The sequence below is a fragment of the Pseudomonas sp. NPDC089734 genome (genome assembly GCF_044748865.1).
Lineage (GTDB): Bacteria > Pseudomonadota > Gammaproteobacteria > Pseudomonadales > Pseudomonadaceae > Aquipseudomonas.
Window position 1 is genome coordinate 166,999 of record NZ_JBIVGV010000002.1, and the last position, 22,911, is coordinate 189,909.

General features: G+C 59.9%; 21 protein-coding genes. 15 read left to right on the forward strand and 6 right to left on the reverse strand.

What is annotated here, in order from left to right:
* The first annotated feature begins 17 nt into the window (after positions 1–17).
* The 12 genes from ACIPY9_RS03510 to ureC all read left to right on the forward strand — a co-directional run bounded on the left by ACIPY9_RS03510 (position 18) and on the right by ureC (position 11,937).
* Positions 18–1,391: a PepSY-associated TM helix domain-containing protein gene (locus ACIPY9_RS03510; protein WP_400697049.1), complete on the forward strand. Its 1,374-nt coding sequence runs from the start codon at positions 18–20 to the stop codon at positions 1,389–1,391.
* 307 nt (positions 1,392–1,698) lie between these two features.
* Entirely contained in the window at positions 1,699–2,964 is a 1,266-nt protein-coding gene (gene urtA / locus ACIPY9_RS03515) for an urea ABC transporter substrate-binding protein (protein WP_400697050.1), read from the forward strand.
* An 89-nt stretch (positions 2,965–3,053) separates the two neighbouring features.
* Positions 3,054–4,643 carry an urea ABC transporter permease subunit UrtB gene (gene urtB, locus ACIPY9_RS03520; RefSeq protein WP_400697051.1) on the forward strand — a complete coding sequence of 530 codons (1,590 nt, stop codon included), beginning with the start codon at positions 3,054–3,056 and terminating at the stop codon, positions 4,641–4,643.
* Complete coding sequence (gene urtC / locus ACIPY9_RS03525) at positions 4,643–5,722, forward strand: urea ABC transporter permease subunit UrtC (RefSeq protein ID WP_400697052.1); 1,080 nt, start codon at positions 4,643–4,645, stop codon at positions 5,720–5,722. The genes urtB and urtC overlap by 1 nt, the downstream gene beginning before the upstream one ends.
* On the forward strand, positions 5,719–6,579 hold the full coding sequence (urtD, locus tag ACIPY9_RS03530; protein WP_400697053.1) for an urea ABC transporter ATP-binding protein UrtD: 861 nt from the start codon (positions 5,719–5,721) through the stop codon (positions 6,577–6,579). The genes urtC and urtD overlap by 4 nt, the downstream gene beginning before the upstream one ends.
* A 108-nt stretch (positions 6,580–6,687) precedes the next feature.
* A complete protein-coding gene (gene urtE / locus ACIPY9_RS03535) occupies positions 6,688–7,386 on the forward strand; it encodes an urea ABC transporter ATP-binding subunit UrtE (protein ID WP_117183373.1) in 699 nt (232 codons plus the stop codon).
* Between the two features lie 48 nt (positions 7,387–7,434).
* Positions 7,435–8,280 (forward strand): urease accessory protein UreD, encoded by an 846-nt coding sequence (locus ACIPY9_RS03540; RefSeq protein WP_400697056.1) that lies wholly within the window; start codon positions 7,435–7,437, stop codon positions 8,278–8,280.
* Between the two features lie 61 nt (positions 8,281–8,341).
* On the forward strand, positions 8,342–8,644 hold the full coding sequence (gene ureA / locus ACIPY9_RS03545) for an urease subunit gamma (RefSeq protein WP_400697057.1): 303 nt from the start codon (positions 8,342–8,344) through the stop codon (positions 8,642–8,644).
* Between the two features lie 11 nt (positions 8,645–8,655).
* Entirely contained in the window at positions 8,656–9,198 is a 543-nt protein-coding gene (locus ACIPY9_RS03550; RefSeq protein WP_400697059.1) for a GNAT family N-acetyltransferase, read from the forward strand.
* Positions 9,199–9,208: 10 nt separating this feature from the next.
* Entirely contained in the window at positions 9,209–9,742 is a 534-nt protein-coding gene (locus ACIPY9_RS03555; protein ID WP_400697061.1) for a GNAT family N-acetyltransferase, read from the forward strand.
* Entirely contained in the window at positions 9,739–10,047 is a 309-nt protein-coding gene (locus ACIPY9_RS03560; protein WP_400697063.1) for an urease subunit beta, read from the forward strand. Before ACIPY9_RS03555 ends, ACIPY9_RS03560 begins: the two co-directional genes overlap by 4 nt.
* 189 nt (positions 10,048–10,236) lie before the next feature.
* Entirely contained in the window at positions 10,237–11,937 is a 1,701-nt protein-coding gene (gene ureC / locus ACIPY9_RS03565) for an urease subunit alpha (protein ID WP_400697065.1), read from the forward strand.
* Between the two features lie 47 nt (positions 11,938–11,984).
* Here ureC and ACIPY9_RS03570 read toward each other — a convergent pair whose 3' ends face one another.
* Positions 11,985–12,329, reverse strand: a complete 345-nt coding sequence (locus ACIPY9_RS03570) for a thioredoxin family protein (RefSeq protein WP_400697066.1) — start codon at positions 12,327–12,329, stop codon at positions 11,985–11,987.
* A 204-nt stretch (positions 12,330–12,533) separates the two neighbouring features.
* Between ACIPY9_RS03570 and ACIPY9_RS03575 the strand changes: the two genes are divergently transcribed.
* Complete coding sequence (locus ACIPY9_RS03575) at positions 12,534–13,667, forward strand: sensor histidine kinase (RefSeq protein ID WP_400697067.1); 1,134 nt, start codon at positions 12,534–12,536, stop codon at positions 13,665–13,667.
* A 9-nt stretch (positions 13,668–13,676) separates the two neighbouring features.
* On the opposite strand, the gene cbpA is transcribed toward ACIPY9_RS03575, so the two are convergent.
* Complete coding sequence (cbpA, locus tag ACIPY9_RS03580) at positions 13,677–14,621, reverse strand: curved DNA-binding protein (protein WP_400697069.1); 945 nt, start codon at positions 14,619–14,621, stop codon at positions 13,677–13,679.
* Positions 14,622–14,757: 136 nt separating this feature from the next.
* Positions 14,758–16,419, reverse strand: coding sequence for a DUF4153 domain-containing protein (locus tag ACIPY9_RS03585; protein WP_400697070.1), 1,662 nt, complete (start codon positions 16,417–16,419; stop codon positions 14,758–14,760).
* Between the two features lie 172 nt (positions 16,420–16,591).
* Between ACIPY9_RS03585 and ACIPY9_RS03590 the strand changes: the two genes are divergently transcribed.
* On the forward strand, positions 16,592–17,857 hold the full coding sequence (locus ACIPY9_RS03590; RefSeq protein ID WP_400697071.1) for an Hsp70 family protein: 1,266 nt from the start codon (positions 16,592–16,594) through the stop codon (positions 17,855–17,857).
* 66 nt (positions 17,858–17,923) lie between these two features.
* Here the strand turns inward: ACIPY9_RS03590 and ACIPY9_RS03595 are convergent, their stop codons facing one another.
* The gene (locus ACIPY9_RS03595) at positions 17,924–18,808 is read right to left on the reverse strand and encodes a LysR substrate-binding domain-containing protein (protein WP_400697072.1); all 885 of its coding nucleotides are present in this window, start codon (positions 18,806–18,808) and stop codon (positions 17,924–17,926) included.
* Positions 18,809–18,927: 119 nt separating this feature from the next.
* Here ACIPY9_RS03595 and ACIPY9_RS03600 point away from each other — a divergent pair, with 119 nt between their 5' ends.
* Positions 18,928–20,193 carry an MFS transporter gene (locus tag ACIPY9_RS03600; protein WP_400697074.1) on the forward strand — a complete coding sequence of 422 codons (1,266 nt, stop codon included), beginning with the start codon at positions 18,928–18,930 and terminating at the stop codon, positions 20,191–20,193.
* A gap of 43 nt (positions 20,194–20,236) precedes the next feature.
* Here the strand turns inward: ACIPY9_RS03600 and hemE are convergent, their stop codons facing one another.
* Together hemE and ACIPY9_RS03610 are read right to left on the reverse strand one after the other, a co-directional pair.
* On the reverse strand, positions 20,237–21,301 hold the full coding sequence (gene hemE, locus ACIPY9_RS03605; protein ID WP_400697075.1) for a uroporphyrinogen decarboxylase: 1,065 nt from the start codon (positions 21,299–21,301) through the stop codon (positions 20,237–20,239).
* A gap of 165 nt (positions 21,302–21,466) precedes the next feature.
* Entirely contained in the window at positions 21,467–22,885 is a 1,419-nt protein-coding gene (locus ACIPY9_RS03610) for an FAD-dependent oxidoreductase (protein ID WP_400697077.1), read from the reverse strand.
* Between the last annotated feature and the right edge of the window lie 26 nt (positions 22,886–22,911).

Below are 22,911 nucleotides of genomic sequence, written 5' to 3' on the forward strand. Positions count from 1 at the left end.
TACCGTGAGCGCTTTCCATGTCACAGCGTAAAGTCTCTTTCTATAACCTGGCCTGGCGCTGGCACTTCTATGCGGGGCTGTTCGTGGCGCCGTTCATGATCCTGCTGTCGCTGACCGGGATCATCTATCTGTTCAAGCCCCAGCTGGACAACCTGATGTACAGCGACCTGTTGAACGTGACACCGACACACCACCGGATCAGCGCCGACGCGTTGCAGCAGCGGGTACTGAGCCGTTATCCACAGGCCGCGATCAGCAAATACTTCCCGCCGGTCAACGAACAGGGCAGCGCCCAGTTCGTGGTCCGTGAACAGGGCCGCGAGTTGAACGTCTTCATTGACCCTTATCGTGGCGAGATCCTAGGCACCCAGGACGCGAAGAACAACCTGCAAGCCATCGCCCGCGCCCTGCATGGCGAGCTGATGATCGGCACCGTCGGTGACCGGTTGATCGAGCTGGCGGCAGGCTGGGGCATCATGCTGGTGGTGTCGGGCCTGTATCTATGGTGGCCACGCGGCATAACGGCCAGCGGCGTGCTCTGGCCGCGTCTGTCCAGCCGTGGGCGAATGCTATGGCGCGACCTGCATGCGGTCACCGGATTCTGGGGGTCGCTGATTCTGCTGTTCATGCTCCTCAGCGGCATGACCTGGACCGGCATGTGGGGCAAGCAATACGCCGATCTGTGGAATACCTTCCCCGCCGCCATGTGGAACGACGTTCCCAAATCCACTCAACTGGCGGGCGAACTCAACACGGCAAGCGTACAGACCGTGCCCTGGGCGATGGAAAACACGCCGATGCCGCAGTCCACGGGTGAGCATGCCGAACACATGCATCATCACGGCCCGTCTGCCGGGCCTGCGGCCCCGAAAATCACCTTGCAGCAGGTCGTCGACATCGCCACCGAACACGGCGTCGAACCCGGTTACAGCATCACCGCCCCCAAGACAGCCGAAGGCGTTTTCACGGTGGCAGTGTTCGCAGACGACCCGCGTAATGACGCCACCCTGCATATCGACCAGTACAGCGGCCAGGTACTGGCCCATGTGGGCTGGCAGGATTACAGCCTGGTTTCCCGGGCCACCGAACTGAGCGTGATGCTCCATGAGGGCAAGTTTTTCGGCTGGATCAACCAGATGCTGATCTTTGTCGCCTGCCTGATGATCCTGCTGGGTTCGGTGAGCGGACTGGTGATCTGGTGGAAGCGCCGCCCCAAAGGAGGGCTGGGTACACCGCCTCTGCGGCATGACTTGCCCCGCTGGAAAACGGCGATCGTGATCATGTTTGGACTGGCTGTAGCGTTTCCACTGGTAGGGGCTTCGCTGGTGGCAGTATGGGCATTCGATCGGATAGTTTTTTCACGCTTTGCCAAATCGTCCGCGGCAGCTTAAATTGCAGCTGCGAAGCCTGAAACCGGCGGGCGGTTTTGTGATGAATTCCTCACCCGACCGGTTCGGGCCTCGTCAAATCCTCTGGAAAAGCCGCTGAAAAGCGGCTTTTCCATGCCTGGCGCACCAACAACGAACAAAAAAACCACAACGCACCACGATCAGCGCCACTTCAGTGCGCGCCCCTTCCAGACACCCTCTCCAGAACGCAGCAGCGGCTCATTTTCCCGGCTGGGCACAGCCCTTGCTTGGCAGCACCCAGGCAATTCTTTTCGCCCAACTCAAAAAGCCAACAGAACGGAGCCGTCCAATGAAGCGTCGCAGCCTGATCAAAGCCTTCACCCTGACCGCATCAATCGCCGCAATGGGTATGACCTGGACCGTTCAGGCAGCCGAAACGATCAAGGTCGGTATTCTGCATTCGCTTTCCGGCACCATGGCCATCTCCGAGACCTCGCTCAAAGACATGGCGTTGATGACCATCGACGAAATCAACGCCAAGGGCGGCGTGAACGGCAAGATGCTGGAGCCTGTGGTCGTGGACCCGGCGTCCAACTGGCCACTGTTCGCGGAAAAAGGTCGTCAGCTTCTGACCCAGGACAAGGTGGCCGTGGTATTTGGCTGCTGGACCTCCGTATCGCGTAAATCGGTGCTGCCGGTGTTTGAAGAACTCAACGGCCTGCTGTTCTACCCCGTTCAGTACGAAGGCGAAGAAATGTCGCCCAACGTGTTCTACACCGGCGCAGCGCCTAACCAGCAGGCAATTCCTGCGGTCGAGTACCTGATGAGCGAAGACGGTGGCGCGGCCAAGCGCTTCTTCCTGTTGGGCACCGACTACGTTTACCCGCGTACCACCAACAAGATTCTGCGCGCATTCCTGCATTCCAAAGGCGTGAAGGACAGCGACATCGAAGAGGTCTACACCCCGTTCGGCCACGCCGATTACCAGACCATCGTGGCGAACATCAAAAAGTTCTCGGCCGGTGGCAAGACGGCGGTGATCTCCACCGTGAACGGCGACTCCAACGTGCCGTTCTACAAGGAACTGGCCAACCAGGGCCTGAAGGCCACCGACGTTCCGGTCGTCGCTTTCTCGGTCGGCGAAGAGGAATTGCGTGGCATCGACACCAAGCCTCTGGTCGGGCACCTGGCCGCCTGGAACTACTTCCAGTCCGTGGAAAACCCGGTCAACAAGAAGTTCGTGGCTGACTGGAAAGCCTACGCCCAGAAGAAAAACCTGCCGGGTGCCGACAAGGCCGTGACCAACGACCCGATGGAAGCCACCTACGTGGGTATCCACATGTGGGCTCAGGCTGTCGAGAAAGCCAAGTCCACCGATGTCGACAAAGTGCGTGAAGCCATGGCCGGCCAGACCTTCGCCGCGCCGTCGGGCTTCACACTGACCATGGACAAGACCAACCACCACCTGCACAAGCCGGTGATGATCGGCGAAGTCGAGGATAACGGTCAGTTCAACGTGGTCTGGCAGACCAAAGACCCTATCCGCGCCCAGCCATGGAGCCCGTACATCCCTGGCAACGACAAGAAGCCGGACCATGCCGTGAAGAGCAACTAAGACAGAGCCAATACCTTTCGCGAATGAATTCGCTCCTGCGGGGGCAATTCATTCGCGAAATGCCTCACCGCCGACCTCAGGCTATCGATATGCCCAAGACCCTGTACCGTCTCATCCTCACGTTCGCGTTGCTGCTGCCATGGGCCGTACACGCCAGCGATGCGGGCGATTTCGTCTCTGCCAGCTCGTCGCAACAGGCTGACCTGCTTGAAACCTGGGCAGCCCGCCCTGAGGCTGAGCGCGTCGAACTGCTCGAAGCCTTGCGCGATGGGCGTGTCGCTGTGGACAGCAGCAAACGCGCCTACCTTGAAAACAATGAGCAATACGTGGCGATGGATGCTCAGGCACCTGCCGCCGCCGACGCCCCAACCCCGGATGAACCGCGCAAACTGCGCCTGAACAATCGCCTGCGGGGTCTGGTCGAGACCGCGCTGGCCAGCCACCAATTGCTGGCCGCCGATGCCAAAGTGCGTCTGGCTGCGGCCCGGCAATTGCAAAAAAGTGCCCGCCCTGCGCAACTGGAATTGCTGACCCAGCGCGTGGCCGCCGAAACCGACACCAGCGTCCATGACGCCCTGAACCTGGCACTGGCCAATCTGCAACTGGTCGACAGCAGCCCCACTGTGCGGCTGGCAGCAGTCCGCCTGCTGGGCGAGACCGGTGACCCTCTGGCACGTACCCGGCTTGAAACCTTGCTTTCGCCCGGCGTAGAAACCGATACCACCGTAAGAATTGCAGCTGAAACCAGCCTGGCGCAGGTCAAACGCAAGCTGATGGTCGGCGAAGTGCTGGGGCAGGCCTTCAGCGGCCTGTCACTGGGTTCGATCCTGCTGCTGGCGGCCCTGGGACTGGCGATCACCTTCGGCCTGCTGGGCGTGATCAACATGGCCCACGGCGAGATGCTGATGCTGGGCGCCTATTCCACCTATGTGGTGCAACTGATGTTCCAGCGCTATGCGCCGGGCGCCATCGAGTACTACCCGCTGATCGCCTTGCCGGTGGCGTTCTTCGTCACGGCCCTGATCGGCATGGCGCTGGAGCGCACCGTGATTCGCCATTTGTATGGCCGACCGCTGGAAACCCTGCTCGCCACCTGGGGTATCAGCCTGATGCTGATTCAGGCCGTGCGCCTGGCCTTCGGTGCACAGAACGTTGAGGTCGCCAACCCCGAATGGCTGTCGGGCGGCATTCAGGTCCTGCCCAATCTGGTACTGCCCTATAACCGTATCGTGATCATCGCCTTTGCCCTGTTTGTGGTGGTGCTGACCTGGCTGCTGCTGAACAAGACCCGCCTGGGCCTGAACGTGCGCGCCGTGACCCAGAACCGCAACATGGCCGCCTGCTGCGGCGTGCCCACCGGGCGCATCGACATGATGGCCTTCGGGCTGGGTTCGGGGATCGCCGGGCTGGGCGGCGTGGCCTTGAGTCAGATCGGCAACGTTGGCCCGGACCTGGGCCAGAGCTACATCATCGACTCGTTCCTGGTGGTGGTGCTCGGCGGTGTCGGCCAACTGGCAGGCAGCGTGATGGCCGCTTTCGGGCTGGGCATCGCCAACAAGATTCTTGAACCGCAAATCGGTGCCGTATTGGGCAAGATCCTGATCCTGGCGCTGATCATTCTGTTTATCCAGAAACGTCCGCAAGGCCTCTTCGCACTGAAAGGACGGGTGATCGACTGATGAATCAGCCATTGATAGTGACCGCTGCACAGAAAGTCGGGCCCAAAGGCACGCTGACCGTGGGCATTCTGGTACTGGCGATACTGCTCGCCATGCCGCTCTTGTCGTTGCTGCCTGCCGATAACGGCCTGCAGGTTTCGGCCTATACCCTGACGCTGGTCGGCAAGATCCTGTGCTATGCCATCGTTGCCCTGGCGCTGGATCTGGTCTGGGGTTACGCCGGTTTGCTGTCCCTGGGCCACGGCCTGTTCTTTGCACTCGGCGGCTACGCCATGGGCATGTACCTGATGCGTGAAGCCGCAGGCGATGGTCTGCCAGCGTTCATGACCTTTCTGTCGTGGACCGAACTGCCCTGGTACTGGGTCGGCACCGACAATTTCCTCTGGGCCATGTGCCTGGTGGTACTGGCACCGGGCTTGCTGGCGCTGGTGTTCGGTTTCTTCGCCTTTCGCTCGCGGATCAAGGGTGTGTATTTCTCGATCATGACCCAGGCCCTGACCTTCGCTGGCATGCTGCTGTTCTTCCGCAACGAAACCGGCCTGGGTGGCAATAACGGCTTTACCAATTTCCGCAGCATTCTGGGCTTCAGCATCAGCTCACAGGGCACACGAGCCACCCTGTTTCTGCTAACGGTCCTGCTGCTGGTGGCGAGCCTGTATGTGGGCTGGCGGCTGGCGCAGAGCAAGTTCGGTCGGGTGCTGACCGCGTTGCGCGACGCCGAAAACCGCCTGATGTTCTGCGGCTACGATCCACGGGGTTTCAAACTGTTCGTCTGGGTGCTGAGCGCTGTGCTCTGCGGGCTGGCCGGGGCGCTGTATGTCCCGCAGGTGGGCATCATCAACCCCAGCGAAATGTCCCCGACCAACTCCATCGAAGCCGCCGTCTGGGTCGCACTGGGGGGACGCGGCACGCTGATCGGCCCTCTGTTGGGGGCCGGTCTGGTCAATGGCATGAAGAGCTGGTTCACCGTAGCGCTGCCGGAATACTGGCTGTTCTTCCTCGGCGCCCTGTTCATCATCGTGACGCTGTACTTGCCCAAGGGCGTGATCGGCCTGTTGAAGAAAAGGAGCGAGTCATGAAAAACACACCGACACCGGCCTTCATGCTCGAACCGATTCTGGACCCCAACTCCGATGCTGGCACCAGCCGGGACGCCATCGGCCTGGGCCAGCGTGCAGGCCAGGGGCTCAATACCCGGCACGGCACGATCCTGACCCTGGAAGACATCAGTGTCAGCTTCGACGGTTTCAAGGCCCTCAACGATTTGAACCTGTACATCGGCGTGGGCGAGTTGCGCTGCATCATCGGCCCCAATGGCGCGGGCAAGACCACGCTGATGGACGTGATCACCGGCAAGACTCGCCCCAGCCATGGCAAGGCCTGGTTCGGCGAAACCCTGGACCTGACACAGATGAGCGAAGTGCAGATCGCTCAGGCCGGGATCGGCCGCAAATTCCAGAAGCCCACGGTGTTTGAAGCCCTGAGTGTGTTCGAGAACCTGGAACTGGCGCAGAAAACCGACAAGTCCGTCTGGGCCAGCCTCCGCGCCCGCCTCACCGGCGAGCAGCAGGACCGGATCAACGAAGTGCTGGAAACCATCCGCCTCACGGCTTCGCTGCATCGCCCCGCGGGCTTGCTGTCCCACGGCCAGAAGCAGTTTCTGGAAATCGGCATGCTGCTGGTTCAAGACCCGCAACTGTTGCTGCTCGACGAGCCGGTTGCCGGCATGACCGACGCAGAAACCGAATTCACGGCAGAGCTGTTCAAGAGCCTGGCAGGCAAACACTCGCTGATGGTGGTGGAACACGACATGGGCTTCGTCGGCTCGATCGCCGACCACGTGACCGTGCTGCACCAGGGCAGCGTTCTGGCGGAAGGCTCGCTGGCCGACGTACAGGCCGACGAACGCGTGATCGAAGTGTATCTGGGGCGCTGAAGCCGTAGGAGCGGATTCATCCGCGAATGCTGTGTGAAACGCGACGACGTTTTCGCGGATGAATCCGCTCCTACGGGTGGACGCCGCAATAGATGAGAAACCATAGCCATGCTTCAAGTCGAAAAGCTTCATCAATACTACGGCGGCAGTCACATCCTGCGTGGCTTGTCCTTCGATGTGAAAGTCGGTGAAGTCACCTGCCTGCTCGGACGTAACGGCGTGGGCAAGACAACATTGCTCAAGGTGTTGATGGGGCTGCTGCCCTCGAAGGAAGGCTCAGTCCAGTGGGAAGGCAAGCCCATTACCGGCTTCAAGCCGCACCAGCGCGTGCATGCCGGCATTGCCTACGTGCCTCAGGGCCGGGAAATCTTCGGGCGGCTGACGGTCGAGGAAAACCTGTTGATGGGCCTGTCACGTTTCCCCGGTTCGGAGGCCAAAGAGGTTCCGGCGTTCATCTATGAATTGTTCCCCGTGCTGTTGCAGATGAAGCATCGGCGCGGCGGTGACCTGTCTGGCGGTCAACAGCAACAACTGGCAATCGGTCGTGCGCTGGCCAGCCGTCCACGGTTGCTGATTCTCGATGAACCCACCGAAGGCATTCAGCCCTCGGTCATCAAGGAAATCGGCGCGGTCATCAAGAAGCTGGCCGAACGGGGTGACATGGCTATTCTGCTGGTGGAACAGTTCTATGATTTCGCCGCCGAACTGGCCGACCAGTATCTGGTGATGTCCCGGGGCGAAATCGTCCAGCAAGGCCGGGGCGAGAACATGGAAGCCGAGGGCGTCCGTGGTCTGGTCACCATTTGAGACGCCAATCCGTTAAGGTGCTGCATTCGACAACCCCATGAAGACACCATGAACCTGCCTGCCCACACCGCCCTGTTCACCCCCAGCTGGCATGCCGAGCTGGAGCTGGGCTATGGGCGCTTCGACGACACCACGCGACCGGTCCAGCGACGCCACAAAGGGCCGTTGCGAGTGCAGAAACACTTGTATGCCGAAGGCCCGCAAGTCTGCCAGCACATCATTGTTCACCCACCCGGCGGCATTGCAGGCGGGGATCTACTGGATATCTCGGCCACGGTCGGCCAGCAGGCCTGGGCCCAACTGACCAGCCCCGGCGCCGCCAAATGGTATCGCGCCGCGAGCCCGGCCTATCAGCAACTGGAGTTGCGCGTCGAACCCGGCGCGACCCTCGAATGGCTGCCTCAGGAAACCATCGTATTCAGCAAGGCCCAGGCTGAACTGGCCACCCGAATCGAGCTGATGGGCAATGCCCGGCTGTGCTACTGGGACGTGGTGGCGCTGGGGCGCCCTGCCAGTGATGAACGCTTCGAGCAAGGTCATTTCCAGTCTCATCTGGACATTCGCCGCGACGGCCAGTTGCTCTGGCACGAACGGCAGCGCATTGTCGGAGGCGACGGTCTGCTGGACTCGCCCATCGGCCTGGACGGCAAGACGGTCTTTGGCACATTGCTGATCACCGGAGAAATCGACAGCGAACTGCTCGAAACCTGCCGTTCGATTTCGCTGCCCAACCCGGTCCGTGGCGACCTGACTCAATTACCGGGGTTGGTGGTGGCGCGCTGCCTGGCGGATGAGGCCATGCACGCACGGGCCTGGCTGATCGAATTATGGAAGCTGCTGCGCCCGGTTTTACTCGGGCGCGAGGCCGTAACACCCAGAATCTGGAATACATGATTGTGCGGGGTGATGTTGTTCGCGAACAACATCATCAAAACTCAAAGAAACGGACCCGACAATGGACCTGACTCCACGCGAAAAAGACAAACTGCTGATTTTCACCGCTGGCCTGGTTGCCGAACGCCGACTGGCTCGCGGAGTGAAACTCAACTACCCGGAAGCCATAGCCTATATCTCGGCGGCACTGCTGGAAGGCGCCCGCGACGGGCAGACCGTGGCCGATCTGATGCATTACGGCACCACCCTGCTGAGCCGCGATCAGGTCATGGAAGGCATCCCGGAGATGATCCCCGAGATCCAGGTGGAAGCCACCTTCCCGGACGGCACCAAACTGGTCACCGTGCATCAACCGATTGCCTGAGCCAACGACCCATGAACGACCTGATTCGCGATGCCCTGCCCGCCGACCTGGCCGGTATTCTGGCCATCTACAACGATGCGGTGCTCAACACCACGGCCATCTGGAACGAACAGCCCGTGGACCTGGCCAACCGTCAGGCCTGGTTCGACGCCCGTCAGGCACAGGCCTATCCCATCCTGGTCGCCGTTGACAGCGAAGGAGAAGTGCTGGGGTATTCGTCATTCGGTGACTGGCGCCCTTTCGAGGGTTTTCGCCACACCGTCGAACACTCGGTCTATGTCCGTGCCGATCAGCGCGGCAAGGGGCTGGGGCCAAAACTGATGGCTGCATTGATCGAGCGTGCCCGCCTCTGCGACAAGCACATCATGGTCGCCGCCATCGAGAGCGGTAATGCCGCATCCATCGCTCTGCATGAACGTCTGGGCTTCAAGACCACCGGGCAGATGCCTCAGGTCGGCACCAAGTCCGGGCGCTGGCTGGACCTGACCTTCATGCAGCTGGATCTGTCTCCCGGCGCTCCCGCACCGGCTTCCCAGGCTCCTCAACCTCGATAGGTCATTGCCCATGAACCCTGCACAGTTGCGTCGTGTAAACGCTGAAAGTTTTGCGCATTACCGCCACGGATTGGCCGAGCTGCTGCTCGACGCCGTGCGCAACGGCGCATCGGTCGGGTTCATGGCCGATCTGAACGCCTCGCAGGCCCAGGCCTGGAGCGACAGCCTGCACGCCGAGATTACCAATGGCAGTCTGCTGCTCTGGGTCGTGGTTCAGAACGAAGAGGTACTGGCCAGCGTACAGCTTGCCCTGTGCCAGAAACCCAATGGCCTCAACCGTGCCGAAGTTCAGAAACTCATGGTGCGGCAACAGGCCCGGGGACGTGGATTGGGCACGCAATTGATGGAGGCCGTCGAGCATGCCGCCGTCCAGCACAAGCGCGGCCTGCTCTACCTGGACACCGAAGCCGGCTCACCCGCCGAAGCCTTCTACCGCTCACTCGCTTACACCCGTGTCGGCGAACTGCCGAATTATTGCGCCACACCGGACGGTCGCTACATGCCGACTGCGATCTATTTCAAAACCTTGGGGCAACCAACATGATCCCTGGCCAATACCAGATTCAGCCTGGCGAAATCGAGCTTAATGCCGGTCGCCGTACCATCAGTCTGACCGTCGCCAACAGCGGCGACCGTCCGATCCAGGTCGGTTCTCACTTCCACTTCTTTGAAACCAACGACGCCCTGACCTTCGACCGGGCCGCGAGTCGTGGCATGCGCCTGAACATCCCCGCCGGCACCGCCGTGCGTTTCGAGCCGGGCCAGTCGCGGGAAATCGAGTTGGTGGACCTGGCAGGCGACCGCAAGGTGTATGGATTTGCCGGACGAGTCATGGGCGCGCTGGATTGACATGAAAACGCCTTCACCTCTGTAGGACCGGATTTATCCGGGAAGGCATTCTGTCTGACAACGCAAATGCTGTGAATGTGGGCCTCTTCCCGGATAAATCCGGTCCTACAGGCCCTTTGTTTACCAGCGCAGCCGCCGTTTTTACTTGCAGCTTGCAACTTGAAACTTGCAGCTCTGGAGACCCGATAGATGAAAATAAGCCGACAAGCCTATGCCGACATGTTCGGCCCCACGGTGGGCGACAAGGTGCGCCTGGCCGATACCGATCTCTGGATCGAAGTCGAAAAGGACTTCACCACCTACGGTGAAGAAGTGAAGTTCGGTGGCGGCAAGGTCATTCGTGACGGCATGGGCCAGGGCCAGCTGATGGCTGCCGATGTGGTGGACACACTGATCACCAACGCCCTGATCATCGATCACTGGGGCATCGTCAAGGCAGACGTCGGCCTCAAGGACGGTCGCATCGCGGCCATCGGCAAGGCGGGCAACCCGGATATCCAGCCGAACGTGACCATCGCCGTGGGCGCTGCCACCGAGGTGATTGCCGGTGAAGGCATGATCCTGACCGCTGGCGGTGTCGATACCCACATTCACTTCATCTGCCCGCAACAGATCGAAGAAGCGTTGATGAGTGGCGTGACCACCATGATCGGCGGCGGCACAGGCCCGGCCACCGGCACCAATGCCACCACGGTCACGCCTGGCCCATGGCATATGGCCCTTATGCTCAAGGCGGCCGACTCGTTCCCGATGAACGTCGGTTTCACCGGAAAGGGCAACGTCAGCCTGCCCGGCCCGCTGATCGAGCAGGTCAAGGCCGGTGCCATCGGCCTGAAGCTGCACGAAGACTGGGGCACCACGCCTGCCGCCATCGACAACTGCCTGAGCGTGGCCGACGAATACGACGTGCAGGTGGCGATTCACACCGACACCCTCAACGAATCGGGCTTCGTCGAAACGACACTGGGCGCGTTCAAGAATCGCACGATCCACACCTACCACACCGAAGGTGCGGGCGGTGGTCATGCGCCGGACATCATCAAGGCCTGCGGCTCACCCAACGTGCTACCCAGTTCCACCAACCCCACGCGGCCGTTCACCCGCAACACCATCGACGAGCACCTGGACATGCTGATGGTCTGCCATCACCTGGACCCGAGCATCGCTGAAGACGTGGCCTTCGCCGAAAGCCGCATCCGCCGGGAAACCATTGCCGCCGAAGACATCCTCCACGATCTGGGCGCGTTTTCGATGCTCAGCTCCGACAGCCAGGCCATGGGCCGGGTCGGCGAGGTGATCATGCGCACCTGGCAGACCGCCGACAAGATGAAGAAACAGCGCGGTCCGCTCCCGCAGGACGGCGTTGGCAACGATAACTTCCGCGCCAAGCGCTACATCGCCAAGTACACCATCAACCCGGCCATCACCCATGGCATCAGTCATGAAGTGGGCTCCATCGAAGTCGGCAAATGGGCAGACCTGGTGCTGTGGCGTCCGGCCTTCTTTGGCGTGAAACCTACGCTGATTCTCAAGGGCGGGGCCATTGCCGCCAGCCTGATGGGCGATGCCAACGCCTCGATTCCGACGCCGCAGCCGGTGCATTACCGCCCGATGTTCGCCAGCCATGGCAGCTCATTGCAGGCCACCAGCCTGACCTTCATCAGCCAGGCCGCCTTCGAGGCAGGCGTTCCGGAAACACTGGGCCTGAAAAAGCAGATCGGGGTGGTCAAAGGCTGCCGCAGCGTGCAGAAGAAGGACCTGATTCACAACGATTACCTGCCCGTGATCGATGTCGATCCACAGACCTATCAGGTCAAGGCTGATGGCGTGTTGCTATGGTGTGAACCGGCGGATGTGTTGCCGATGGCGCAGCGATATTTCCTTTTCTAATCTAACCTGCCGGGGCCTTCCCTCCTTCAAGGAAGGCCCTCTCCGGTTCAACTCCGCAGGAGGCGATCGATTTCCTGTCTGTACCAGTCCTTGTCGTGAAACCCGGTCGTTCTCGACACTTCTGCACCATTTTTGAAGAAGATGACGGAGGGTACGCTGTCTACCCCGAAGTTTTCGGCTGTCGCTTCACTGCTGTCCTTGTGCACCCGCAGCATCAAGACCCGGCCATCGTATTCCACTGCCAGATCGTCAACGATCCGATTGGTCAGTGCACTGCTGTCCGGGTCGCCGTTTTCATTGATGCCTGGGCCACTGAACTCGGCCAGCACGAGCAAATTCGTCGTAAAGACTTGGTCTTGAAAAGCGTCATCATCTACATTCATTACGCTCATGACTTCAACTCCTTGCAATGGATCTTCAGGAGAGGATGTATGCGATACAGCACGTGTAAGAATAGCCCTGCCTCTGTCAGCCAGAAGGCAGCTCGTCGTTTGACCCGCCAGGATGGTACGGTCGGACAACACCTTTCGGGCCATGCAAAGATCTCAGGGTGCATGGCATCATTTCTTCCCTCTCATCAGGCAAGGTAACCGGCAATGCGTCTATCCGAGTTCATCGTTGCTCATGTGAACCGCATCGTCGATGAGTGGGAGCATTTCGCCAAAACCCTGAAACCTGCGGCTGACTCCATGAATCGTCTGGAGCTGCGCGATCATGCCAAATCGATTCTTCTGGCAGCCGCCCGTGACATGAACACCGCCCAGACCAGAAACGAACAGGCCGCCAAGGCCAAGGGTGAGGAACAGAGCAAGACACCCAGCCTGGATGAGGCTGCCGCCAACCATGGCGAACTGAGGCATACGGTCGGCTTCGACCTGGTGCAGATGACCTCGGAGTTCCGCCATCTGAGGGCCTGCGTCATCCGGCTCTGGGTCGATCATCTGGACAAGCCCGAACTGGCCTGTTTTCAGGACATGATTCGTTTCAACGAAACCATCGACGAAGCGCTTGCCGAATCCACTGCGGCTTACGCCGAGCAGGTCACCCGTTCAAGAGACATGTTTCTGGCCATTCTCGGGCATGACCTGCGGGCACCGTTGCAGGCCGTCAGCATGTCTACGGACCTGTTGATGCGCAAGGCCGATCTGAACGAGAAGACGCTCTCCTACATTGCCCAGATCAAGAACAGCACCCGGCACATGAGCGCCATGGTCGGGGACTTGCTGGAGTTCGTGCGCAGCAGGCTGGGCGCCAGCCTGCCGGTCGAACGCAAGACCATGGATCTTGCGAGCGCCTGCCGTGAAGCCATTGAAGAAGCCTGTGCCGGACAACCGGCCCGAACACCGACACTGGAGGTGACAGGCAATACCCAAGGCGAATGGGACAACGCCAGGATCGGTCAACTGCTACAGAACCTGATCGGCAATGCGCTGCAGCATGGCGCGTCCAGCCATGAAGTTGTCGTCAGTGTCATTGGGCGCGAAGACAACGTGGATCTGATCGTTCATAACGATGGCGAGCCGATTGCCGAAAGTGACATCGGCACGATTTTCGATCCGATGGTGCGCAGCGGGAATCCGGAGTCGGGGCTGCACAACCCGTCGGCAAGCCTGGGCCTGGGGCTGTTCATCGTCAAGGAAGTGGTCAACGCCCATGGCGGCAGCATCACGGTAACATCGACCATCGGAGATGGAACGACGTTTACCGTGGTGTTGCCGCGCAAGGCCTGAACGGGCCCGTCAGTTGCTCCACTGGCTCCGGGGGTCGAAAGCGGCCTTGTCGGCCAGCTTTTGCCAGAGTGCCCGGGTTGCATCGTCGGTGGTCTTGGGCATGACGATCTTGAGCTGAGCGTACAAGTCGCCGCGCTCGCCTTTCTTGTCCAGAAGGCCATTGCCCTTGATGCGCAGGCGCTGACCGCTCTGGCTGTCCGGACGAATGGTCAGGTTGATCCTGCCGGTCAGCGTCGGTACCGCGACCTTGGCCCCCAGGGCTGCTTCCCACGGAGCCAGCGGCACCGTAATGATCAGGTCATGATTCTCGACCTCGTACAGCGGGTGCGGTGCCAGACGGATGATCAGGTACAAGTCGCCGTTTTCACCGCCCGCCACGCCGGGCGCACCCTGGCCTTTGAGGCGGATACGCTCGCCATCGACGACACCGGCGGGAATCTTCACGTTCAGGGTCTTGGTGATATCCGCCATGCGCTGCCCATTGGGGCTGTGCTGCGGCACCTTGAAGCTGACCTGTTTGGACTCGGCCGACAGGGTTTCTTCCAGGAAGATCGCCAGCTCCATTTCCACATCCTGACCCTTGCGGCCCTGATTGCGCGAACGGCCACCCTGCTGTTGAGCCCGCCCACCGAAGATGGAGCTGAAAAACTCGGAAAAGTCCGTGGTATCGCCACCGAAACCACCGGCTCCTGCACGGCTCTGCCAGCCGGGTGGCGGCTGGAAAGGCCGGCCCTGGCGTCCGTACTTGCGCAGCTCGTCATACTCGGCGCGCTTTTCCGGGCTGCTCAAGACTTCATAGGCTTCGGACGCTTCCTTGAACTTGTCTTCCGCACCCGACTCCTTGCTGACGTCGGGGTGATATTTGCGCGCAAGCTTGCGATAGGCGGCCTTTAGCGCCTTGTCATCGACCGTCGGCTCAACGCCGAGAATCTTGTAATAATCTTTGAAATCCATCTAATGGTCACCCATCCCCAATATGTCCAGCCGCTCCCAACGTAACGCTTAACCTGTCACGGGGCGGTGCCTGGAAAACTCAAGACGCAGAGTGTATCCGCAAACGCTCTTAATAGATGACAACCTACACACTTGATTAGCGATCCGCTTCTGTAGGGACATACAACTGTCCACCAATCTCCAGACTTCGATAGGTCGGTTCGACGACTCTGGTCTCGCCTTTGCGGATCAAGTCAGCCCATTTCTTGCTGATGTGGGACGGGCCGTGCATTTTTCCGGCTTTTTCCCAACGGCCATCGGCGCCGAGCCTGAAGAAATACATCCTCGCGAACTCGGAAGAAAACTGAATCACCTCGTTCTGCCCATCGCCATCCAGATCGACAGCCCACATGCCGCACCGGTACCGGTTGCAATTGAGACTCCCGAGATCAGGGTTGGAAAACTGCTCATGGCCATCTACCGGTAACCCGATCCAGACGAAGTTATGCTCGGGTATAGACCGTTGTGAGGCACTATAAGACCCGTCGTAAGTGTCATACATCCGGGTCTTGAGCCTTGCACGAACATCCGGCTCAAACTGCTGAAGGCTGTCCATGTCTGCAATAAGACGATCGAACTCCCTGCGCCCCGGTTTACCCAGCCGATTGCGCAGGTTATAGGTGTCGAAGCTGTCCGGTGGAGTTCGACCGTCCTTCAGACGTTGCACCTGTTCACGAGCACTGAATTCTTGCGGGTTAAGCCATGGAGAGTGGACCAGAACCACCACCAGGCACACCCAAAGAGCAAGCCAGGGATTGGTGACCCTCAAATGACCAAGCCAGACAGGCCCGGACCTCAAAACCGCCCACAAGGCGGCCAGGCTGTAGAGCGCAGCGGCTATCACTGACAGCAGGCCAATAATGCGTGATGGAGACAAGCCGTATTGCTCGATACGCAACCAGGTCGAATAGCCTGCCAGGGCCACTAACACCGGTAATGCCATCAGACTGACATTGATCCCCCACACCAGCCACGTTGGGTAAGCACGAGGCTGGTCACCCTCCTGAAAAACACCATTGATCAAAAAGATATTCGCGGCCACCAGACCCAACAAGATCGTCGTGGCATAGCCCGTCTCCCAGATCGACTCCAGCCCGGTGAACGGCAAAGCCAGGGTGAACAGCAGCACGATCGAGGCCGACAACGGAGCCAGAAAACGGCACAGGCTCAACAGAATGCCACGCAGCATACTGATGACCTTGTCGTTCTCGCGGCCCATGCGGATACCCAGCGAAAAAACAACGGACAGGCTGATGATATTGAAGTTACGGGACTTGAGAAGCTCTTTGAATGTGTCGATGCCGATCATCTGAAACAGGCTGGAACACAGCTGCAGCAACGACCAGAACAGCCCCGCCAGTAACAAGGCCAGCAACAGAATGAGGGCATTGTTCCAGCCATGCTGAAACAGCTCTCGATAGGACAGACGCCACCGGTTACCGGATGGCCAGCTCTGGATGAAAGCCGAACAGGTATAACCCACGATGATTGCGCCTAGCGGCCAGCCTTCCCTCCACCACTTGAACGACTCGTGCCAGACCCACTCAGTGACCAGCCCCATGACCAATGCCAGCAACCCGGCCAGAATCCAGGCGCCACGCTGCCTGAACTGGTTACCCAACAATTGAAGGTTGACCCCGAAGACCAGCGCAGCCACAGCGACAGACGCTTTTTCAAACTCCCATGCGCCCACCATCACCGCAGCCTGTAGCAAGCCGACAACAAGGTAGAACGGCAAGGATCCCTTGAGCACAGACATTGAACTTCCTTATTACAAACGAAAACGGGGCTGGCTGAATTCCATACACAAGCCACAAGGCCGCGGATCATGTCACGGAAAACGTCGTGACTCCATTCACTCGACAACACTACGCAATCACGATGCACTGACATACACTGCGCGGCCGTTTTTTGACTGGAACGTAAAAGACATGAATGACCAATCCCCGGCCCGTGCCTGCGGCATCGATTTCGGCACGTCCAATTCCACTGTCGGCTGGCACAGACCCGGCGTGGAATCGTTGATTGCGCTGGAGGACGACAAGATCACCCTGCCGTCGGTGGTGTTCTTCAACATGGAAGAACGCCGCCCGGTGTACGGCCGCCTGGCGCTGCATGAATACCTGGAAGGCTATGAAGGCCGCCTGATGCGCTCGCTCAAGAGTCTGCTGGGCTCCAAGCTGATCAAGCACGACACCAGCGTGCTGGGCACGGCCATGCCGTTCAAGGATCTGCTGGGGTTGTTCATCGGCGAACTGAAGAAGCGTGCCGAACGCACCGCCGGTCGTGAGTTCGAGCAAGTGGTGCTGGGCCGCCCGGTGTACTTCGTCGATGACGACGCGCAGGCCGACCAGGAAGCCGAAGACACCCTGGCCGAAGTCGCCCGCAAGATCGGCTTCAAGGATGTCTCGTTCCAGTACGAACCCATTGCTGCCGCTTTCGACTATGAGTCCAGCATCAACAACGAAGAGCTGGTCCTGATCGTCGATATCGGCGGGGGTACATCGGACTTCTCGCTGGTACGCCTGTCACCGGAACGTCGTACCCGTGACGACCGCCACGAAGACATTCTGGCCACCGGCGGTGTGCATATCGGCGGAACCGACTTCGACAAGCAACTGAGCCTGCAAGGCGTGATGCCACTGTTCGGTTATGGCAGCCGCATGAAAAGCGGGGCCTACATGCCCACCAGCCATCACATGAACCTGGCGACCTGGCACACCATCAACGCGGTGTACTCACAGAAGTCCCAGCTGGCGCTGGGCAGCATGCGCTACGACATCAAAGACACCGGCGGCATCGACCGCCTGTTCAAGCTGATCGAACAGCGCGCCGGGCACTGGCTGGCCATGGAAGTGGAAGAAACCAAGATACAGCTGACCCACGCCGACAACCGCCATGTGCCGATGGATCGCATCGAAAGCGGCCTGAGCGTGGACCTGAGCCGGGCCATGTTCGAGTCGGCCATCGACGCGCAACTTGAGCGTGTGCGTGACAGCGTGAGCAAACTGCTGAGTGATGCCGGAGTAGGCGTCGAGCAGGTGAATACGGTGTTCTTCACCGGTGGTTCAAGCGGTATTCCGGCGCTGCGCAGCAGCGTATCGGCCATGCTGCCGAACGCCCGTCATGTGGAAGGCAATATCTTCGGCAGCATCGGCAGCGGTCTGGCGATCGAGGCCAAAAAGCGTTACGGGTAAACCGCTTTCGTGACCCAATCCCCTCCCCCATACCGCTTGAGGGAGGGGGGTTGGACGCAGCGATGCCTAACGGCCATTCACCAATTCATAAAATGCCTTGGCCATCGGCGACTGCTCATCCTTTCGTTGCACCAGCCAAACGGCACTGGTCGCTGCCGGGTCGAGCAAAGTGCGATAAACCACCCCATCAATCCGCATCCGCTGGTAAGACGCCGGCAGAACCGTGACGCCAAGGCCTGCGGCAACCAGTCCGATAATGGTCATCACTTCCCCGGCCTCCTGGGTGATCAACGGACTGAAACCGGCGTCCCTCGCGAGATCCAGTATCTGCGCGTACAAACCGCTGCCGTAAGAGCGCGGGAAGAATACGAACGGCTCAGCCGCCAGGGCCGACATGTAAAGCCCCTGCTCGCTGCCCTCCGCCAAGGGATGATCCGAGCGCAGAATCGCGACCAGTGGCTCGCGCAACAACTCGAAAGACACCAGTGAGTCAGGCAGAGCCAGCGGGCGCATGATGCCGACCTGTATCGACTTTTCCTCCAGCCCTTGCGCCACCTCCTTGCTGGTCATTTCCTTCAAGGCCAGATGCACAGCCGGATACGTCTGACGAAAGGCGAAAATCGCCTGCGGGATGCTGGACGTGAAAGGCGCAGAAGCCGTGAAGCCTATCTTCAGCTCTCCGAGTTCACCCAGTTGTGCACGGCGCGCCACATCCGCAGCCTTGTCGACCTGCGCCAGCACACCGCGAGCCTCTTCGAGAAACAGCCTGCCAGCCTCACTTAATTCGACCCGTCTGTTGGTGCGATCGAAAAGACGTGCGCCCAGCTCCTGCTCCAGCATCTGGATCTGCTGGCTCAGCGGCGGCTGGGAAATACCCAGTGTTTGTGCCGCTCGCCCAAAATGCAGTTCTTCGGCAACCGCGATGAAGTAACGCAGATGACGCAATTCCATGCGGCCTCCATTAAGTCGTTTTACCTATCAAACAGGTCGAACAATATATTGGATTGAATGATTTCAGCGCTATATGCTTTTTTCATTACAACATGCCTGCCCGTGCCCCGAGGTCCACCGTGAACCCTGCCGCCGCCCCGCTCACTACAGAACTGCCCCCCCAGGCCGCCGAAGCAACGCTTCCAACTGGCGACAGCTATATCGAAAAGAACACGCCCGCCTTCACCAGAACGGCGCTGGCCCTGTTCGCTGGCGGGTTTGCGACCTTCGCCCTGCTGTATTGCGTGCAACCGATGATGCCGTTGCTGTCTCAGGAGTTCTCGATCAACGCGGCACAAAGCAGCCTGATCCTCTCAGTGGCAACGGCCATGCTCGCCATCGGCCTGCTGATCACCGGTCCGATTTCTGACCGGCTGGGGCGCAAGTCGGTGATGGTGCTGGCCCTGTTCTGCGCGGCACTCTTTACCATTGCCAGCGCACTGATGCCCGGTTGGGAGGGAGTTCTTGTGACAAGAGCGCTGGTCGGCCTGTCGCTCAGCGGGTTGGCGGCCGTGGCGATGACCTACCTCAGCGAAGAAATCCATCCCATGCACCTTGGCCTGGCCATGGGACTTTATATCGGCGGCAGCGCTGTCGGCGGCATGAGCGGGCGGCTGATTACCGGCGTGATGATCGACTATGTAAGCTGGCATACCGCGATGCTGGCGGTCGGAGGCATGGCCCTCGTGGCCGCTGCCGTTTTCTGGAAGATTCTGCCCGAGTCCCGTAACTTCAAACCCCGCTCGCTGCACCCACGCAGCCTGCTGGATGGCTTCGTCCTGCAATTTCGCGATGCCGGACTGCCGTTGCTGTTTCTGCTCGCCTTCCTGTTGATGGGCTCATTCGTCACCCTGTTCAACTACATCGGTTACCGCCTGCTGAGCGAACCCTACAACTTGAGCCAGGCAGTGGTCGGTGTGTTTTCGGTGGTTTACCTGTCAGGCATCTACAGCTCGGCAAAGATCGGCGCACTGGGCGACAGGCTCGGACGACGCAAAGTGCTCTGGGCGGTGATCGTCATGATGCTGCTCGGACTGATCCTGACCCTGTTCACCCCGCTGGCAGTCGTCGTTATCGGGGTCTTGATCTTCACCTTCGGCTTCTTCGGTGCCCACTCGCTCGCCAGTAGCTGGGTGGGTCGCAGAGCCGTCAAGGCCAGAGGTCAGGCCACATCACTGTACCTGTTCTGCTATTACGCAGGCTCAAGCGTGGCGGGAACCGGTGGCGGCGTGTTCTGGCATTACGCAGGCTGGAACGGGATCGGCCTGTTCATCGGCCTGTTATTGCTGGTGGCACTGGCCGTGGCGTTGCGGCTGTCGAGGTTGCAGCCGCTGGCCAAATCCTGAATTCGCCCGGTCCTGCTGAACAGGACGAATTCATGGGTTCCCGTTAACGGTGATACTGCGCCGACAACTCATGCACCGCTTCAATGAAAGCGCCCGCATTGGCCGGGTCGACTTCCGGGGTGATGCCGTGGCCCAGGTTGAAGACGTGGCCGGTGCCGCTGCCGTAGCTGGCAAGGATGCGGGCTACTTCCTGACGGATGGCTTCAGGGCGCGCATAGAGTACGGTCGGGTCCATGTTTCCTTGCAGCGCCACCTTGAGGCCGACGCGCTGACGGGCTTGGCCGAGATCGCAGGTCCAGTCCAGACCCAATGCATCGGCACCGGCATCGGCGATGCTTTCCAGCCACAGACCGCCGCCCTTGGTAAACAGGATGACCGGGACCTTGCGGCCGTCGTGCTCACGGATCAGGCCGCTGACGATCTTGCGCATGTAAGCCAGTGAGAACTCCTGGTACGCCGCTGCGGACAGACTGCCCCCCCAGCTGTCGAAGATCTGCACCGCCTGGGCACCCGCCAGGATCTGGCCATTGAGGTACGAGGTCACCGACTGCGCCAGCTTGTCGAGCAGCAGGTGCATGGCTTGCGGGTTTTCATAGAGCATGGCCTTGGACTTGCGGAAGTCTTTCGACGAACCGCCTTCGACCATGTAAGTAGCCAGCGTCCATGGGCTGCCGGAGAAGCCGATCAGCGGCACACGACCGTTGAGCTCACGGCGGATGGTGCTGACGGCATTCATCACATAGCCCAGGTCCTGTTGTGGATCAGGAATCGGCAAGGCTTCGATGTCGGCGATGGTGCTGACGGTTTTCTTGAAACGCGGACCTTCGCCCGTCTCGAAATACAGGCCCAGGCCCATGGCATCGGGAACGGTCAGAATGTCGGAGAACAGGATCGCGGCATCCAGCGGATAACGATCCAGCGGCTGCAACGTGACTTCACACGCGAACTCGGCGTTCTTGCACAGACTCATGAAATCGCCCGCCTTCGCACGGCTGGCGCGGTATTCAGGCAGGTAGCGGCCCGCCTGACGCATCATCCAGACAGGCGTGACGTCTACGGGTTGCTTGAGCAGGGCACGAAGGAAACGGTCGTTCTTGAGGGCAGTCATGTCGGCATCCGCAAAAAAAGTGCGGGCATTTTCTCAGACGCGGACACAAAAGGCACGGCAAGAGCGGTTTCTTTTCTCTATCGAGGCGATTTGACGCAGCGCGTAGGAGCGAATTCATTCGCGAAAAAACAACTCGCGAATGAATTCGCTCCTACAGGGACGTCATCAGACGCCCAGGTAATCCAGGATCCCTTCCGCCGCGTTACGGCCTTCAAAGATGGCTGTCACGACCAGGTCGGAACCGCGCACCATGTCGCCACCCGCGAAGATCTTCGGGTTGCTGGTCTGGTGCTTGAATTTCGCCTGTTCCGGCGCGATGACGCGGCCCTGGCTGTCGGTGTTGATGCCGAACTGCTCAAACCATGGCGCCGGGCTTGGGCGGAAACCGAAAGCGATGACCACGGCATCCGCCGGGATGATTTCTTCGGAACCTGGAATCGGCTCAGGGCTGCGGCGACCACGGGCGTCAGGCTCGCCGAGGCGAGTCTCGACCACTTTCACGCCCTCAACCTTGTCTTCACCCACGATGGCGATCGGCTGGCGGTTGTAGAGGAACTTCACGCCCTCTTCCTTGGCGTTTTTCACTTCCTTGCGCGAACCCGGCATGTTCTCTTCGTCACGACGGTAAGCGCAGGTTACTGACTTGGCACCCTGACGAATCGAAGTACGGTTGCAGTCCATCGCGGTATCGCCACCACCGAGCACCACAACTTTCTTGCCTTTCATGTCGACGAAATCTTCCGGCGACTTTTCAAAGCCCAGGTTGCGGTTGACGTTGGCGATCAGGAAGTCGAGCGCATCGTGCACACCCGGCAACTCCTCACCGGCAAAGCCACCTTTCATGTAGGTGTAGGTCCCCATGCCCATGAAGACCGCATCGAACTCTTCGAGCAGTTGATCGACGGTCACGTCCTTGCCGACTTCGGTATTGAGACGGAACTCGATACCCATGCCGCTGAACACTTCACGACGGTTGCTCAGTACGGTTTTCTCGAGCTTGAACTCAGGGATGCCGAAGGTCAGCAGGCCGCCGATTTCCGGGTTCTTGTCGAACACCACCGGCGTCACGCCACCACGGACCAGAACATCCGCACAGCCCAGGCCCGCCGGGCCTGCACCGATGATTGCAACACGCTTGCCGGTCGGCACGACCTTGGACATGTCCGGACGCCAGCCCATGGCAAAGGCCGTGTCGGTGATGTACTTCTCGACCGAACCAATGGTTACCGCACCAAACCCGTCATTGAGGGTACAGGCACCTTCGCACAGGCGATCCTGCGGGCATACGCGGCCGCAGACTTCCGGCAGGGTGTTGGTCTGGTGGGACAGCTCGGCAGCCGCCAGGATGTTGCCTTCGGATACCAGCTTGAGCCAGTTGGGAATGAAGTTATGTACCGGACATTTCCATTCGCAATACGGGTTGCCGCAACCCAGGCAACGATGCGCCTGATCGGACGACTGCTGGGGTTTGAAAGGTTCGTAGATTTCCACGAACTCTTTCTTGCGCTGGCGCAGCAGCTTCTTCTTCGGATCTTTACGCCCGACCTCGATGAACTGGAAGTCGTTACTGAGACGTTCAGCCATACTCTGGAACCTCTACACGGCAGCTT

Coding starts and splice junctions, on each gene's coding strand:
- urtC (WP_400697052.1), top strand. CDS start 4,643: ATGAATCAGCCATTGATAGTGACCGCTGCACAGAAAGTCGGGCCCAAA.
- urtB (WP_400697051.1), top strand. CDS start 3,054: ATGCCCAAGACCCTGTACCGTCTCATCCTCACGTTCGCGTTGCTGCTG.
- ureC (WP_400697065.1), top strand. CDS start 10,237: ATGAAAATAAGCCGACAAGCCTATGCCGACATGTTCGGCCCCACGGTG.
- hemE (WP_400697075.1), bottom strand. CDS start 21,301: ATGACTGCCCTCAAGAACGACCGTTTCCTTCGTGCCCTGCTCAAGCAA.
- ACIPY9_RS03510 (WP_400697049.1), top strand. CDS start 18: ATGTCACAGCGTAAAGTCTCTTTCTATAACCTGGCCTGGCGCTGGCAC.
- urtD (WP_400697053.1), top strand. CDS start 5,719: ATGAAAAACACACCGACACCGGCCTTCATGCTCGAACCGATTCTGGAC.
- ACIPY9_RS03610 (WP_400697077.1), bottom strand. CDS start 22,885: ATGGCTGAACGTCTCAGTAACGACTTCCAGTTCATCGAGGTCGGGCGT.
- ACIPY9_RS03570 (WP_400697066.1), bottom strand. CDS start 12,329: ATGAGCGTAATGAATGTAGATGATGACGCTTTTCAAGACCAAGTCTTT.
- ACIPY9_RS03595 (WP_400697072.1), bottom strand. CDS start 18,808: ATGGAATTGCGTCATCTGCGTTACTTCATCGCGGTTGCCGAAGAACTG.
- ACIPY9_RS03560 (WP_400697063.1), top strand. CDS start 9,739: ATGATCCCTGGCCAATACCAGATTCAGCCTGGCGAAATCGAGCTTAAT.
- urtE (WP_117183373.1), top strand. CDS start 6,688: ATGCTTCAAGTCGAAAAGCTTCATCAATACTACGGCGGCAGTCACATC.
- ureA (WP_400697057.1), top strand. CDS start 8,342: ATGGACCTGACTCCACGCGAAAAAGACAAACTGCTGATTTTCACCGCT.
- ACIPY9_RS03540 (WP_400697056.1), top strand. CDS start 7,435: ATGAACCTGCCTGCCCACACCGCCCTGTTCACCCCCAGCTGGCATGCC.
- urtA (WP_400697050.1), top strand. CDS start 1,699: ATGAAGCGTCGCAGCCTGATCAAAGCCTTCACCCTGACCGCATCAATC.
- ACIPY9_RS03590 (WP_400697071.1), top strand. CDS start 16,592: ATGAATGACCAATCCCCGGCCCGTGCCTGCGGCATCGATTTCGGCACG.
- ACIPY9_RS03585 (WP_400697070.1), bottom strand. CDS start 16,419: ATGTCTGTGCTCAAGGGATCCTTGCCGTTCTACCTTGTTGTCGGCTTG.
- ACIPY9_RS03555 (WP_400697061.1), top strand. CDS start 9,209: ATGAACCCTGCACAGTTGCGTCGTGTAAACGCTGAAAGTTTTGCGCAT.
- ACIPY9_RS03575 (WP_400697067.1), top strand. CDS start 12,534: ATGCGTCTATCCGAGTTCATCGTTGCTCATGTGAACCGCATCGTCGAT.
- ACIPY9_RS03550 (WP_400697059.1), top strand. CDS start 8,656: ATGAACGACCTGATTCGCGATGCCCTGCCCGCCGACCTGGCCGGTATT.
- cbpA (WP_400697069.1), bottom strand. CDS start 14,621: ATGGATTTCAAAGATTATTACAAGATTCTCGGCGTTGAGCCGACGGTC.